The sequence below is a fragment of the Streptomyces sp. NPDC087901 genome (assembly GCF_044742205.1).
Classification (GTDB): domain Bacteria; phylum Actinomycetota; class Actinomycetes; order Streptomycetales; family Streptomycetaceae; genus Streptomyces.
In genome coordinates, this window is record NZ_JBIUUC010000012.1 from 169616 (window position 1) to 183738 (window position 14123).

13 protein-coding genes are annotated in these 14123 nt (G+C 72.5%); 4 read left to right on the plus strand and 9 right to left on the minus strand.

The features are described from left to right. Positions 1-28 precede the first annotated feature (28 nt). The 5 genes from ACIOEW_RS30550 to ACIOEW_RS30570 all read right to left on the minus strand — a co-directional run bounded on the left by ACIOEW_RS30550 (position 29) and on the right by ACIOEW_RS30570 (position 5186). Complete coding sequence (locus ACIOEW_RS30550) at positions 29-832, minus strand: TIGR04222 domain-containing membrane protein (protein WP_401967636.1); 804 nt, start codon at positions 830-832, stop codon at positions 29-31. A gap of 64 nt (positions 833-896) precedes the next feature. Next, the gene (locus tag ACIOEW_RS30555; RefSeq protein ID WP_401967639.1) at positions 897-1922 is read right to left on the minus strand and encodes a TIGR04222 domain-containing membrane protein; all 1026 of its coding nucleotides are present in this window, start codon (positions 1920-1922) and stop codon (positions 897-899) included. 5 nt (positions 1923-1927) lie between these two features. After that, the gene (locus ACIOEW_RS30560; protein WP_401967641.1) at positions 1928-3298 is read right to left on the minus strand and encodes a DUF692 domain-containing protein; all 1371 of its coding nucleotides are present in this window, start codon (positions 3296-3298) and stop codon (positions 1928-1930) included. A 132-nt stretch (positions 3299-3430) separates the two neighbouring features. Further along, a complete protein-coding gene (locus tag ACIOEW_RS30565) occupies positions 3431-4168 on the minus strand; it encodes a DUF4142 domain-containing protein (RefSeq protein ID WP_362548148.1) in 738 nt (245 codons plus the stop codon). Between the two features lie 271 nt (positions 4169-4439). After that, positions 4440-5186 (minus strand): peptidyl-tRNA hydrolase, encoded by a 747-nt coding sequence (locus ACIOEW_RS30570; RefSeq protein ID WP_401967643.1) that lies wholly within the window; start codon positions 5184-5186, stop codon positions 4440-4442. A gap of 71 nt (positions 5187-5257) precedes the next feature. Between ACIOEW_RS30570 and ACIOEW_RS30575 the strand changes: the two genes are divergently transcribed. The 4 genes from ACIOEW_RS30575 to ACIOEW_RS30590 all read left to right on the plus strand — a co-directional run bounded on the left by ACIOEW_RS30575 (position 5258) and on the right by ACIOEW_RS30590 (position 7702). Then, the gene (locus tag ACIOEW_RS30575) at positions 5258-5935 is read left to right on the plus strand and encodes an AIM24 family protein (protein WP_362548154.1); all 678 of its coding nucleotides are present in this window, start codon (positions 5258-5260) and stop codon (positions 5933-5935) included. 74 nt (positions 5936-6009) lie between these two features. After that, positions 6010-6819: an ATP-binding cassette domain-containing protein gene (locus ACIOEW_RS30580; RefSeq protein ID WP_401967646.1), complete on the plus strand. Its 810-nt coding sequence runs from the start codon at positions 6010-6012 to the stop codon at positions 6817-6819. Beyond that, positions 6816-7487: an ABC transporter gene (locus ACIOEW_RS30585; RefSeq protein WP_401967649.1), complete on the plus strand. Its 672-nt coding sequence runs from the start codon at positions 6816-6818 to the stop codon at positions 7485-7487. Before ACIOEW_RS30580 ends, ACIOEW_RS30585 begins: the two co-directional genes overlap by 4 nt. Positions 7488-7501: 14 nt before the next feature. Next, the gene (locus tag ACIOEW_RS30590) at positions 7502-7702 is read left to right on the plus strand and encodes a hypothetical protein (RefSeq protein WP_362548163.1); all 201 of its coding nucleotides are present in this window, start codon (positions 7502-7504) and stop codon (positions 7700-7702) included. A gap of 6 nt (positions 7703-7708) precedes the next feature. On the opposite strand, the gene ACIOEW_RS30595 is transcribed toward ACIOEW_RS30590, so the two are convergent. From ACIOEW_RS30595 to ACIOEW_RS30610, 4 genes are all read right to left on the minus strand, one after another. Then, the gene (locus tag ACIOEW_RS30595) at positions 7709-8569 is read right to left on the minus strand and encodes a polysaccharide deacetylase family protein (protein ID WP_401967651.1); all 861 of its coding nucleotides are present in this window, start codon (positions 8567-8569) and stop codon (positions 7709-7711) included. A gap of 126 nt (positions 8570-8695) precedes the next feature. Beyond that, on the minus strand, positions 8696-9544 hold the full coding sequence (locus ACIOEW_RS30600) for an NAD-dependent epimerase/dehydratase family protein (protein WP_401967653.1): 849 nt from the start codon (positions 9542-9544) through the stop codon (positions 8696-8698). A gap of 9 nt (positions 9545-9553) precedes the next feature. Continuing rightward, positions 9554-11776 (minus strand): FAD-dependent oxidoreductase, encoded by a 2223-nt coding sequence (locus ACIOEW_RS30605; RefSeq protein ID WP_362548172.1) that lies wholly within the window; start codon positions 11774-11776, stop codon positions 9554-9556. Positions 11777-11785: 9 nt separating this feature from the next. Beyond that, positions 11786-14077, minus strand: a complete 2292-nt coding sequence (locus ACIOEW_RS30610; protein WP_401967655.1) for a hypothetical protein — start codon at positions 14075-14077, stop codon at positions 11786-11788. Positions 14078-14123: the final 46 nt, after the last annotated feature.

Sequence of the window (14123 nt, forward strand, 5' to 3'; positions counted from 1 at the left end):
CGCTACCAGCGCGCCGCACCGGTGTCATTCACAGGATCCGCGCGGCGCCGCCACGGCCGCCGAGCGCGGCCCGCAGCGCCGGATCGGCCACCGCGCCCACGCCCCGCACGGCGACCGCCACCAGCACATCGCCCTCCGGGCCACCCGCCGACGCCGTGCGCGCGTTCAGCAGCCGCAGTCCGGCGGGGGAGGCCCACGCGCTGTACGGATGCACTTCCATCCGGGCGATGGCCAGACAGCCCAGGGTCAGTACGAGCGGCAGCCCGAACCACACGAGCACCGGCACGCCCGAGCCGCCCGGACCCTGCTCCCGGCCTGGCGTGAGCAGCGCGGCGGTGCCCATCGCGGTCACCAGCAACGCCGCCCCGCGCACCGCCCGCACCGCCGACACGATGTCCGTCCCCGCCCCGCCCGGCAGCGCCAGGCCCGCGGAGACGAGCCGGTCGGCGAGGGCGCGTACGGCATCGGCGGCGGCCGCCGCCGAGCGGACCGGCGGTATGGGTGACTGGCCCTGCGGGCCGATCGCGCGGATCACCGTGCGCTCCACCTCGTCCCGGCCGTCCGGGTCGACCACCGTTGCCCAGCCGGTGTGGGCGAGCAGCAGCCGACGGCGCAGATGCATGGTGACGAGCGCGAGATCGGCGACCCGGTGCGGGCCGCCGGCCAGGAACGCGGTCTCGTACAGGGTGAGTTCAGGGCCGTCCGCCGCGCCCGGCACCTCCTGGGAGGAGGTGCCGCGCGGCGGGGCCAGGCGGGCGGCCGCGAGACAGAGACGGACACAGGAGATGGCCGCCGCACCCCATGCGACCAGCAGGAACAGAACCCAGAGCATGGCGGATTTCTATGCGAGACGGGCCCGGGGCGCCAGGGGGTTTCATGATGCGGACGGCGACCGCTCAGGAACTGCTGCCGCAACTGGACCCGGAACTGCCACAGCTGGACCCGGAACTGCTGCCGCAGCTCGATCCGGAACTGCAGCTGGACCCCGAGCCGCAGCTTGACCCGGAGCCGCAACCCGACCCCGAGCCGCACCCGCCGCCTCCGCTCCCGCCGCTGTTTCCGGCGGAACTGCCGCAGCCGCCGTCGCCGGGGCTCGATCCGGCGCACCACACCGTCGGCACCAGCAGCAGCCCCGAGGAGTCCGCCGCGTGGTGAGAGGGCGCGGGCGACCCCGCGGGCCGCAACCGGGCCGCCGTGACCAGGTGCGTACGCACCACGGGGTCGGGGAGCGCACGGGGTCCGGCCGTCGCCACCAGATGGGCCGCGTCCGTCCGGGACGTGTGGGCGAAGCGGAACTCCGCGGCGGCCCTGCGGCCCGCCTTGGTGATCCGGGAGCGGGCGGCGGCCGCGCGGACCAGCCCGATCACGGTGCCGGCGGCCAGGGCCGGGAACACCATGAGGAAGAACGGGAAGTCCGCGTCGGAGGAGCCGTCATCGCCGATGAACCGGGTGATGGTCAGCACGAAGGAGACCGGGAAGCCGAGCAGGCAGACGAGCCCCTGCGTCGTGCCCCAGCGGCGCCACTTCCGGTTCGCCCCGGGCGCGTTCAGCAGACCACGCTCGGCCAGGCCGTCGCCGAGCTCCTGCACGGCGGGATGGTGCATCACCGCGTACCGCAGCGTGTGCAGGGCACCGCTCGGCGCCGCGGCCTGCTCCTGGAGCACGGCCCGTTCCACCGGGTCGTGGGCGACCGGCCGTTGGACCGCGACGATCCCGGGCCCGCCGACGACCAGCCGGCCGTCCTCCAGCATCGCGGCGAGCGCGGTGTCCACCACCCGGCCGGGCCCGCCGTTCAGGAACGCAACCTCGGACAGGTCGTGGACGGGGCCGCCGGGCCTGCGGCGGGCACGGCCCGACCCCACGATCAGGAGCGTCGAGGAGACCGCCACGGCAAGTGTCAGGACCAGGGCCAGTGCGTTCATCCCGGTCACCTCCCTACGAGAACGGAACGGGCCGCCCGGACCAGCCGGACGGTGCGGCGGGGCGGCCGGGGAGCCGCGCGGTCCTGCCACCAGTGGGTCAGCCGGCGGCGGGCCGCGGCGTCCGCGGGGCGGCCGGCGATGAGCAGCTGCTCGGCGAAGTCCAGGGCGTCACGCCGGTATCCGGCGGACATCGGACGGTTCCTGGCGTACGCGAGGAAGGCGCCCCGGTAGTCGCGGCCCAGGATCTCCGGGAGCTCGGGGGCCACCTTGGCGACGACATCGGCGCGCTTGGCGGCCAGGGCACGGCTCTGGATGCCGAGCCGGCGGTGGTCGAAGCCCTCGGGGGCGGGGGTGCCCGCGACGAGGGCGGACAGCAGCGAGGCCTGCGCGACCGCGACCCGGTCACGAAGGGACTCCGACGCCGCGTCCGTCGGGGCTTCGCCCGCCGGGGCCGCGTCCGCCGGTGCCGCGCCCGTCGACGCCGCGTCCGCCGCGGCTGTGGTCTTCGACGGGCCGGACGCCGCGCCCCCGTGGACCGGCCGCGGCCGGGAGCCGCTTCCGGCGTCGAGCGTGGCGCGGATCGCGTCCAGTTCGCCCGCCAGCTCGGCGGCCGGCGGGAAGTCGTCGTCGCGCTCCAGCAGTACGCCGGGAGGGGCGATTCGGGAGCGCAGCTCGGCGAGGACGCCGAGCACCGGAGCGGTGACCGGGTGGGCGTGCGTGTCGTGCCAGACGCCGTCCTTCTCCACGCCGCCGGCCACGTGGACGTACGCGATGGCCTCCACCGGCAGCTCGTCGAGGGCCGTGGCCGGGTCCTCGCCCCGGTTGACGTGGTTCGTATGCAGATTGGCCACGTCGATGAGCAGCCGCACCCCCGTGCGGTCGACCAGCTCGGCGAGGAACTGGCCCTCGGTCAGCTCCTCGTCCGGCCAGGAGATCAGCGCCGCGATGTTCTCCAGGGCCAGCGGCACCGGCAGCGAGTCCTGAGCGATCCGTACGTTCTCGCACAGCACGTCCAGTGCCGCCCATGTACGCGGGATGGGCAGCAGGTGTCCCGCCTCCAGCACCGGTGAGCCGGTGCGCGCGCCGCCCGCCCGGACGAACGCGATGTGCTCGGTCACCAGGGGAGTGCCCAGCAGGGCGGCGCGAGTCGCGAGGCCTGCGAGTCGGCCGGGGTCGGGGCGGTCCGCCCCGCCCAGGCCCAGTGAGACCCCGTGCGGCACCACGGTGACGCCGCGCTCCCTCAGCCGGACCAGGGACGCGGGCAGATGGTCGGCGCAGAGGTTCTCCGCCACCGCTTCCACCCAGTCGATCCCCGGCAACGCCTCCACCGCATCGGCGATCTCCGGCCGCCAGCCGATCCCGATTCCCAGCTTCATGGTGTCCCCCTCCTCCGCTCCGTGCAGGGGTCATGGCCCCGCCGCGCAGCGGTGAACCCGAAGAGGGGGACGTTCAGAGCTCGATTTGAGGTTCCGGAGCTCCGGCGGCCGGGTGACCCGCCCTCGGGGTCTTCAGGGCATCGGCGCCGTGGAGGGACGCGAGGTGAAGGACTGGTCCCCGGTCGGCGCCGCGGGAACCGGCTGCGGCAGGACGGAGCCGTTCGGCGCCACCGGGGGTCCCGTCGGACTGGCCGTGGCCGCCCCGGCCGCCTCGCGGGCGAGGGCGTCGAAGTCCACGAAGCTCGTGCTCTCCAGCATGGTGATGTGGTCGAGCACGGTCTGGTTGGCGTCGGTGGCCAGCTGCCGGATCAGCGTGTTGCGGGTGGTGTGCCGGACCTGGGCGATCAGCGCGAAGACCTTGCCGTGCGCGTTGCGCAGCAGATTGGCGAACTTCCGCTCGTACTCCTCGCCGCTCGCCGCGGTCAGCTCCCGCAGCCAGCCCTGCTGCTGCTCGGTCGGCTGGTTCGGCAGCTCCACACCGAGCTTGGCGGCCACGTCCCTGGCCCGGCGGTCGAGATCGGTGTGTCCGACGACCAGATGGTCCCCGGTGGCCTTGATCGCTTCGGTCGGTGCCCGCTCGATGGCCTGCTGCCCGGCGGGCAGCTCCCAGAGCCCGGCCAGGCGCACCTTCACCAGGAAGTCCCGGTCGGTCGCGGAGAGCGGACCCCACTGGGTGGCGGTCGACGACGCGTCGAGGTTCGCCTGACCGGTGCCGGAGCGGTCGGCGTACGACCAGACCGGGTAGGCCAGTGCGCCGAGCGTGGCGACGAGCGCAGCGATGATGAGGGCCGTTCCGTTGATGCGTCGCACAGAGGTCTCTCCCGGGCCGAGGCGTGACGGCGTCCAAGCAACCGCCGGTCGCAACGGCCGTGGACTGACCGGCCGTTCAACCTACCGGGCAGTATTGCCAGTGCGGCGGCATCAGGGGATACGTATCGGCGGACCGGACCATTCAACGGTCGGAACCATTCAGCGGACCGAACGATTGCGTCGGACCGGACCATTGCGTCGGACCGGACCATTGCGTCGGACCGGACCTCTCAACGGTCCGGGCAGAGACCTGTGTACGGGTGCGGACGGATCAGCGGCGCAGTGCCGGATGGTCGGCGACCACAGTGCACGACCCGGGGGCGATCTCGGTGAACCCGGCGTCCTGCACCACCGGCAGCCCGCTCACCGTGAGTTCCTGCCAGCGGTCCGCTCCCGGGGTCGCGACCGAGAGCGGGAAGCCCGCCTCGCGCCACGCCTTGCGTTCCGTGTCCGACAGCTCCCACCAGGCGAGCTGGGCCCCGTGCCCCGCCTGCGCCATCTCCTTGCCCGCCGACATGTCGAGCTCCGGGTTCAGCCAGAGGACCGGCCCGGCGAGGTCGGGCGCGGCGGGCGGCTCGGGGTCGTCCAGGTCCGTTCCGGAGACCTGGAGCTTGGCGAGCTCCTTCGGCCAGCCGTCGAGCGGCACCGGCGGGTAGACCCGCACTTCGGCCTCGTCGCCCGTGACCGTGATCCCGGGCAGCGCGCAGGCCTTGCGCCACTCCGCGCCGCGCGCCCGCCGCACCACCTTGCGGATCCGGGCGTCCTGCCAGTCGCGCATCACCTGCGCCCACTCGCCCTCGCCCGTCGACCGCTCGTCGGAGAGCATCACCAGCACCGCCCGGGCGGCCGTGCGCAGCGCGTCGGTGCGGGCCGGCGGAGCGCTCTTCTCGATGTGCACCACCAACGGCAGTACATACTGAGTTGCTTCGTCCCGGTTCGTCCGCTCGGAACGGAAGGGGCTGTCCGACGGCAGGGCTGCGGGAACGGACGGGGACTCGGGGGTGTCGTTGCTGCTCACTCGTCCAGTCTGCCAGGCGCCCCGGAACCCGTTCTTGGCGGAATGAAACCCTCCGGGTGAGGATGCACCGCATGAAGAGCGATCTCTTTTCCAGCGAGCACATGGCGCAGCAGGCCACCGCCCCCGGAATGACCCTGCAGAACGCCAAATCCATCAAGTACGCGGTCAACGGCGAGATGCACGCCCGCCAGGGGTCGATGATCGCCTTCCGCGGCGATCTCCAGTTCGAGCGCAAGGGTCAGGGCCTCGGCGGCATGCTCAAGCGTGCCGTCACCGGTGAGGGTCTGCCGCTGATGGCGGTGCGCGGCCAGGGTGAGGCGTGGTTCGCGCACGAGGCGGCCAACTGCTTCATCGTGGAGATGGAGCAGGGCGACGTCCTCACCATCAACGGCCGTAACGTCCTGTGCTTCGACGCCACACTCGCGTACGAGATCAAGACCGTGAAGGGGGCCGGGATGACCGGTGGCGGACTCTTCAACAGTGTCTTCACCGGCTACGGGAAGCTCGGCCTGATGTGTGAGGGGAACCCCATAGTGATCCCCGTCACGCCCCAGCAGCCGGTGTGTGTGGACACGGACGCGGTCGTCGGCTGGAGCGCCCACCTGAACACGTCGCTGCACCGTTCGCAGAGCGTCGGCTCGATGCTGCGCGGCGGCTCGGGCGAGGCGGTCCAGCTGCGCCTGGACGGCGAGGGGTTCGTGATCGTACGTCCCAGCGAGCTCAAGACCGAGAAGGCGTCGTCCAACTGAGTGCAGGACAACCGGGTGCCGAAGTCCTGCGGCTGAGCGGGGTCGGCCGACGGTACGGCCTCGCCGGACCATGGGTGTTGCGCGGGGTCGACCTCGGTCTCCCCGCGCGCTCCCTCGTCCGCGTCGAAGGGGCCAACGGCACCGGAAAGTCCACCCTGTTGAGGCTCCTCGCCGGGGTCGACGCCCCCACCGAGGGCCGGATCACCGGCGGTCGGCCGCGCACGGCGTACGTCCCCGAGCGGTTCCCGGCGGCGCTGCCCTTCACCGCCGCCGGCTACCTCGTCCACCTGGGCCGGATCCACGGGCTGCGCCCGGCCGAGGCGGCCGAGCGGGCGCGGCAGTGGCTGAGCCGCTTCGGGGCCGCCGGGCACGCGCGCACACCGCTCGCGGAGCTCTCCAAGGGCACCAGCCAGAAGGTCGCGGTCGCCCAGGCTCTCCTGGCCGAACCGGAGTTGCTGGTGCTCGACGAGGCCTGGACCGGCCTGGACGCCGCGGCCCGGGACGAACTGGACCGGGCCGTCGCGGCACGCGTGGCCGCGGGCTCCACCGTCGTGTTCGTCGACCATGACGCGCGACGGCTCGCGGGCGCGGTCGGCATGGTCCTGCGCGTCGAGGGGACCGGGCTGGTCGCAGCACCCCTTGCCCCTGCCGGGACGACGGCCGGCCCCCGGGTACGGATCGAGGTCACGGGCCCGCCCGGCACGACACTCCCCGCAGGACTGCCCGGCGCCCCCGTGCGGGCGGCCGCCGGGGACGGAGCGCTGCGGCTCACCGTCGCGGCCGTGCACTCCGATGCCCTGTTGGGCGCCCTGCTCGCCGCCCGTCCGCCCTGGCACATCAGCCACCTCTCGACTCTTCCCGGCAACCCCGACGAGACGGCATGACCGCACTGATCCGCTACCAGGCCGCCCTTCTGCTGCGCTCCCAGCGCTGGCTCGCGCCCGTGCTCCTGTACGTGGTCTCCCTCGGCGTCGGGGTCCGCCCGGGACAGCCGGTGCTGGACTCGCTCGGCTACACGGCGGCAGGGCTGCTGCCCGTCACGGCGTGGCTCGTGCAGGTCTGCGCCACCCAGGAGCCGGCCGCCGCCCGGACGGTCGTCGCCGCGGCGGTGGGCGGGCAGCCGAGAGCCCACCTGGCGGCCCTGCTCACCGCGCTGGGGTGCGCCGGGCTGCTCGGCGCGGCCGCCACCCTGTTCGTGCTGCTGATCAGCGAGCCGGCCAGTACGGACCACGCGGTCGAGGTCCCACTGCCGTCCGCCGGGCTCGCCGGGCTGCTCGCCACCGCCTGTTGCGTCCTGCTCGGGGCGGCGGTCGGCGCGTTGTGCACCCGGCCGCTGCTGCACCGGCGCGGCTGGTCGATCGCGGCGACCGTGCTCGCGTCGCTGCTGGCCCTGGTGACCAGCGGATCGCCCGCGAACTACGCGGTGGCGGGGTTGGTCACCGGTTCGCTCACCGGCACCGTCCCTGTGCCGGTCCTGCCGCTGCCCGGCGCGGCGGCCGTGGCGGCCGCGGCCGCCACGCTCGCCTGCAGACTCACGTCGGTGCGCGGCTGAGTAGGCTCGTACACATGGATGAGAGCAGGGACGAGCCCGCGAACGAGACCTACTGCGAGACTCCGGCCGCCTCCCCGGACAGGGCCGCAGGCCCCCCGTACGCCGAGTGCGTGCTGTGCCGGAAGCCGACCGAGTACGCCGAGTCTGTCAAGGGCATCACGCTCTGCCCGGTCTGCGAATGGCAGGAGGCCCAGCGCACGGCCTGCTCCGGCTGAGGTGCGTCAGCCGGACATCAGCTCCGACACCTTCACGAAGCGGTATCCGCGCTTCCGCAGCTCCGGAACCACCTGGTCCACTGCCTCATCAGTGACCGGTGCCGCACTGCGGGTGCAGTGCATGACGACCAGCGATCCGGGCTTCACCCCGTCCAGCACCTGCTGCGCCACCGCGTCCGCGTCCGTCGCGAACGCGTCACCGCTGACGACGTCCCACTGCACCGCCGTCACCTTCTCCGGCGCGAGCGCGCGCAGCGAGGCGTCGTCGTAGCAGCCGCCGGGGAAGCGGAAGTACGGCACCACATGGCGGGCGCCGGTCTTCCGGATCGCACCGAAGGCCCGTTCCACCTCGCCGCGCATCGCGTCGTCCTCCACGGTCGGCAACCCGTAGCAGGGCGAGGTGAAGGCGTAATGGCTGTAGGAGTGGTTGGCGATCTCGAAGAGCGGGTCCGTGCCGATGGAGCGGGCCTGGGCCGGGTACTCCTCGGCCCACCGGCCGGTCATGAAGACCGTCGCCGGCACCTTCAGCCGGCGCAGCAGGGCGATCAGTTCCGGATTGTCGAAGCGCTCACCCTCGGCCGCGCGCGGCCCTTCGTCCGCCGTCATGTCGGCGTCGAAGGTGAGCGCCACGACCTTCCCGGTACTCCTGAGGCCGCGCTTGAACACGGGTGTCAGCCCGGCGGGGCCGGGCGCCATGGTGGGCGGCTTCGCGGCCGGGGGTGCTGCCGGGGGTGTTGAGGACGGGGGGTGGGCCGGTGCGTGGGCGGCGACCGGTGTGCGCCCGGCCGAGGGCGTCTTCCCCCGGGAGTCGCCCGAGCTCCCGCAACCGACGAGGCCACCGCCGAGCACCGCGCCCAGAACGGTCATAATCGTCAGTGTCCTTACATAATTGGTCACTCTCGGAAGCTAACCGATCAATCCGCAGGGCCCCGTCTGCGGCACCTCCTCTGCCGGGAAGCGCCCCCCGGATTCACTCGGTCGTCGGGGACCGGCTCAGTCGTCGAGCAGATGCTCCGCGGTGAAGCCGAACAGCCGCACGGCCGCCGTGGTGTCGACCGGGGCGGTGCGCCCGGGCAGCGGACGCAGCAGCTGAGTCGTCGGGTGGTAGCGGCGCATCAGCTCCTCCGTCGGGAACGGCACGAGGGTCTCGGGAGCGCAGACATGGACGGCGTGGGCGCCCGGGCCCCGGACGCCGAGGGCCTGCAGAGCGGCCCGTGCCGCGTCCCGCACCTCCAGATAGGTCCACAGGTCCCGGGCGCCCGCGGCCGGTTCGGCGGTGAGCCGCGCCGCGTGCGCGCGCAGCCGTTCGTCGAATCCGCCGACGAACGGATAGCGCAGAGAGATCACGCTCATCGCATGCCGCCGCGCCATCGTCGCGGCCGTCAGCTCGTCGACCTGTTTGGACAGTCCGTAGGCGTCCGCCACCTGGGACTCCATCGCCTCGTCCACCGGGACGTACGCGGGGTGCGGCGACGGCTGCGCCGTCCAGGGCAGACCGGTGATCCCCCAGGAGCTGGCGACCACGGCGTGCCGCACACCGGCCGACCCCGCCTCCTCCAGGACGGTGAAGGTGGTGAGTGTGTTGGTGGCGAAGACCTCCTGCGCGCTGTTGCGCTCCGGCGTGGGGATCGCCGCCAGATGGATCACCCCGTCGGCGCCGTCCAGCGCCGCCCGCACCGTCGCCGGGTCGGCGGCGTCCCCGGCGACGACCAGCCGGGCGGTCAGGTCGCCCGGGTCCTCCAGGACGAGTGCGTTCGCATCGACGGAGCGCTCGGCGAGCAGTGCGAGGACCGCCCGGCCGATCCGCCCGGCCGCCCCGGTGACCAGGACTCGTGTGACCACGCTCTGCTCCTATGCGTATGCGCGTACGGCGACGATGTGCGCCGACGCGGCTCCGTTGGTCGACTCGACGACGATCCTCACCGCTGCGGTGGTGACCGGCTCGTCCGGAGTGTGCACCTGGCGGCGGCGCCGGTTGTCCGAGGTGCGCGACAGGACGTGCCAGCTGCCGTCCGGCCTGCGCGCCTCGACGCGGTAGTCGCGCAGCAGGGTGGGCAGCGTGTCGAAAGGTGTCCTGTGGTGGTGCAGATTGATCAGGTCCTCGTTGACGTCGTCGTCGGCGAGTACATCGATCCGCGACAGGGTGACCGGCCGGGGCCAGGACAGCTGCAGCCACTCCTCCTCGCCCTCCCGCAGAGGCTCGGAGACCCACATGTGCGGTCCCGCGTACGGGCGGGCGTACCCGTCCACGGCCTTGGCGGGGGCGTACGCCGAGGTCTCTCCCGTACGGAGGCAGAAGGTGCGGCGCTGCAGTCCCGCGTCGGTCCATTCCCGCAGCGGCTGCGGCGACTCGTCCTGTGGGCGCAGCGGCACCCGGGTGAGACACAGGACGCCCGGGGCCGGTCCGCCGGCGCTGTACAGGGCGAGGTCCTCGTTGGCGCGGACGACGACGAAGGCATTGCGGGCGGTGGGAGGCGACCAGCGCAGCCCGGTGCGAACCCACTGCTTCGGCCCGGCGGCCACCGGGACGGTGACGGAGGTGACGAGGCGCCGCGGGACGTAGTTCTGGCCGAGCTCGGGGTCGTACAGCTCGACCACGAGTTCCGTGTCCCGGTCGGCGTCGACGAGCAGGTCCAGCCCGGTCAGTTCCGGGTCGACGGGCAGCAGAAGACCCGCGTCGGCGGTCAGCGGCCACCGCTCCCCGGGCGTCGGCGCATCCGGCCCCGCCAGCGCCGACGACGCGGTGGCCTCGGCTTTCAGGGCGAGGTCTTCCGGGTCGGCGGAGGGCAGGCCGATCACCGAGGCGTCCTCGCGCAACAGCGTCCGCTGCAGCTCGGCGGCCTCCAGCGCGCGCGGCGCGACACCGCCCGCGGCGCACAACGCGGCGGCCGTGCCCGCGGCCTGCCCGATCGTGGCGCAGGTCGCCATCACCCGGGTCGAGCCGAAGGCGACATGGCTGGCGGAGATGTTGCGCCCGGCGAACAGCAGATTCGTCGTGTTCACCGAATAGAGGCTGCGGTACGGAATGTGGTAGATCCCGTCCGCGTACCGCTGCTTGGCCCCGTCCTCGGTGGCGTACACACCCTTCGGCGGATGCAGGTCGATGGACCAGCCGCCGAAGGCCACCCGGTCGGCGAACTCGGTCTGGCCGAGGATGTCGCCCTGGTGGAGGACGTAGTCACCGAGGAAGCGCCGGTACTCGCGCTTGCCGGGCACCGAGCCCACCCACTCCAGCGTCATGGTCCCGGCGTCGAACTCGCCGGAGTTCTTGATGTGGTCCCAGATGCCGTAGATGACCGCCCACAGTTCGTCGCGGATGCGCTCGTTGTCGTGCACCGTGTCGAGCTCGCCGCCGAACTCGATCCACCAGTAGGCGCAGCCGTTGTCACCGGACTTGATGATGCGGCGCTGCGGGATGGACGTCTCCGCGATGTTCCTGGCGAAGTCGGGCGGCACGAACTTGACGGGGCGTCCGGCGTCCTTCGTGTAGAAGAGCAGCGTCGAGCCGAGCGTGAGCGAGTCGGCGGTCACGGGTGCCCACGGCTCGTCGTACTCCGCCCGGGACTCCCGCCCGATACGGTGCCGGGCGCCGGCGAGATATCCGATGAGCCCGTCCCCCGAACAGTCCAGGAACACGTCGCTCTCGAAGCGGATCCGCCGTTCGGAACCCATCATCCAGCCGGTGACGGCGGTGATGTGCCGGGCGTCCTCGGGACCGTCCGCGTCCACTTCGCGCACATCGGTGTTGAGGTAGAGGGTGATGCCCGGTTCGGCGCGGACCGCGTCCAGCACCACGGTGTCCCAGTAGTACGGGTTGCCGTCAGGGTTGCGGAACTGGTTCTCGACGAACAGCTCGCCCATGATGCCGCCCTCACGGGCGTAGTGGTTCTTCCCGTGCCCGGTCGCGCCGCACACCCAGACGCGGACCTCGCTGCTCGCGTTGCCGCCGAGGACGGGCCGGTTGTTGATCAGGGCGACGGTGCGGCCCAGCCGGGCGGCGGCGATGGCCGCGCTGACCCCGGCCAGGCCGCCGCCGACGACGGTGATGTCGTGCCGTGCGGTTTCGTTCCTCATGGGAGGCTCTTACTTCCAGTCGGGGTTGGCGGCGAGGCCGTAGTAGATGCGCGGGGCGCCGTCGAGGGTGAGAGTGACCTTGCCGCCGGACGCGGTGAGGGTGCGTTCCTGCCCGATGCAGTTCAGCTCCTTCACCGTGCCGCCGACCGCCGCGGAGTGGGCGACGACGGCGGTCCTGGTCGTCCAGGTGTCGGTCCACGGCTCGGGCGAGGCGTACCAGGGGTCCTCGCCGTGATCGGCGTTGAGGATGTAGCCGTCCTTCCGGCTCCACAGGATCGAGACCGGGCCGTCCGGGGTGGTGAAGAGCAGGCCCTTGACGTCCGGGTCGGCGAAGACGAGCGGCCGGACGTAAGCGGCGCGGTCCAGTACGCGTGCGGCCGTGGCGAAGGCGAGCAGCGAGGGCTTGGGGCTCGTGTCGCGGTTCATCAGGCCGTAGTGGTACTCGGGGTTCGCCGGGTCCGCCTCCTGCGGGTGCAGGACGGTGGAGTCGTGCAGCTGGTACCAGTTGACGCCCCGGACGCCTTCGGCCTTGGCCAGGGCGAGCGTCAGCAGCACGTTCTCCGCCGCGTGCCGGTAGGTGTCGGCCCACCAGGCGTTGGGCTTCGTCGGGGCGTACGCCTCGGTGAGCCACAGCTCCTTGTTCCCGCCGTACTCGGCGATGAGCGCGTTGGCCTTGCGGACCGCGCCCAGGAAGTTCCAGTACGTGCCGGACGATCCCTGGGTCCACTCGGCGGGGTCCGGTGCGTAGTCGGGTGTGAAGTTCCCGCGGCCCGGATGGACGGCGAAGGCGTCGATGAGGTCCCAGCCGCCCGCCGCCCGGAAGTTCTCGGTCCAGACGTAGTCCATGCCGCCGAGGCCCGCGTTCATCACCTTCATGTCCGAACCGGCCGCGGCCAGCCGGTCGGTGACCTGCTTCAGACCGTCGCGTACGTACAGGTCGGCGCCCCTGCCGGACATCCACGGCTGGTTGACCTCGTTGCTGACCTCGAAGTACCGGGCCTGCGCTGCCAGGGCCTTGGCGACATTGGTGTCCGCCCAGGCGGCGATCTGCTCCGCCGTGCCGCCGGTGGGAATGCCGCTGAGCTCGACGTTGTGCGCGATGCCGTTGGCGTCCAGGGTCGCGATGTCGATGCCCGGGGCGCCGGCGTACGCGATCCGCACCCATTTGACGCCGAGCGTCTTCAGCAGGCCGAGAACCGCCTCCTTGCCCGGCTTCAGCAACCAGGGGTAATTGGCGATCCCGAACATCGACTCCGTACCGGCCTTGTAGGCGAAGTCGGGGAGCACGGCGAGGTTGGTGCGGGCGAGCGCGCTGTCGCTGCCCGAGACGACCTCCACCTCGGTGAAGACGATGCCCTGGGACGGCGCGGTGACCGGGAAGGACACATCCCAGGAGCCGCCCGCCGCCACCGTTCTGCGGACCGTGGAGCAGCCGAGCTTCGTGCCCGCGAAGTCGCGCGCCCACCACTTCAGGGTCACCGGCTTCGGCGCGGCGCCGCCGTTGACCACCTGGGCCTTGAGCAGCATGGACTGCCCGGCCGCCCGGTACAGGTTGAACGGCTGGTCGGTCCACACCTCGACGCCCAGCGGACGGCCCGCCGCCAGCGCCCCGGCGGCCCGCGGCCGCAGCTCGCCGAGCACGAACTCGGCCTCGGTGACGGCGGTGTCCGCGCCGGTCGACGTACCGGGGGAGTGGATCCAGGTCGCGTTGGTGTAGGCCGGGTTGGTGGACGTGAGGCAGAAGAATCCCTTGGTGCCGGTCCAGGTGCCGGCGTAGACACCGCCCGCGTTCCGCTCGTACGGGATGCCGCCGCGCGCGTCCCGCTCCCAGACGGTCAGCGCCTCGTACGACTCCGGGGCACTCGCCCCCTGGAGCGTACGGGCGAACATGAAGCCGGTCGGCGTCAGCGTGCCGGAGCCACCGGCCTCCCACTTCATGTGCACCGTGCGTGCGGTGACGTCGAACGTGCCGCGCACGGTGATACCCGGCGCGTCACTGCCCATGGCGTACGTGACCTGGAGTGCGGGCCGGCCGTCGGGCAGCGTGATCTGCGCGGGTGTGCCGCCGAAGGTGCGCTTCTGGCCCAGCACACTGTCCTTGATCATGAAGTGACTGAGCAGGACGTGGCCGGTGCCCGAGCCGTCCTGGACGAGCACGTTGCCGTCGCTCTGACCGACGATCGTGACGCCCTCGGCGGAGAGGGTCACCGGGGCCGCGGCGTGCGCGGCCCCCGTGGGGAGCAGGGCCGCGCCGGTGGCGGCGGCCGTGCCCTGGAGGAATCTGCGGCGGTGTACGGACATGGTGGTGCCTTTCTCTTGTCCCGAAGAGAAGGTGCGGGGGGCAGGG

What these genes read in the sequence shown, in the direction of transcription:
- ACIOEW_RS30550 (WP_401967636.1), bottom strand. Translation starts at nt 832, where the DNA reads ATGCTCTGGGTTCTGTTCCTGCTGGTCGCATGGGGTGCGGCGGCCATC.
- ACIOEW_RS30555 (WP_401967639.1), bottom strand. Translation starts at nt 1,922, where the DNA reads ATGAACGCACTGGCCCTGGTCCTGACACTTGCCGTGGCGGTCTCCTCG.
- ACIOEW_RS30560 (WP_401967641.1), bottom strand. Translation starts at nt 3,298, where the DNA reads ATGAAGCTGGGAATCGGGATCGGCTGGCGGCCGGAGATCGCCGATGCG.
- ACIOEW_RS30575 (WP_362548154.1), top strand. Translation starts at nt 5,258, where the DNA reads ATGAAGAGCGATCTCTTTTCCAGCGAGCACATGGCGCAGCAGGCCACC.
- ACIOEW_RS30585 (WP_401967649.1), top strand. Translation starts at nt 6,816, where the DNA reads ATGACCGCACTGATCCGCTACCAGGCCGCCCTTCTGCTGCGCTCCCAG.
- ACIOEW_RS30590 (WP_362548163.1), top strand. Translation starts at nt 7,502, where the DNA reads ATGGATGAGAGCAGGGACGAGCCCGCGAACGAGACCTACTGCGAGACT.
- ACIOEW_RS30595 (WP_401967651.1), bottom strand. Translation starts at nt 8,569, where the DNA reads ATGACCGTTCTGGGCGCGGTGCTCGGCGGTGGCCTCGTCGGTTGCGGG.
- ACIOEW_RS30605 (WP_362548172.1), bottom strand. Translation starts at nt 11,776, where the DNA reads ATGAGGAACGAAACCGCACGGCACGACATCACCGTCGTCGGCGGCGGC.
- ACIOEW_RS30610 (WP_401967655.1), bottom strand. Translation starts at nt 14,077, where the DNA reads ATGTCCGTACACCGCCGCAGATTCCTCCAGGGCACGGCCGCCGCCACC.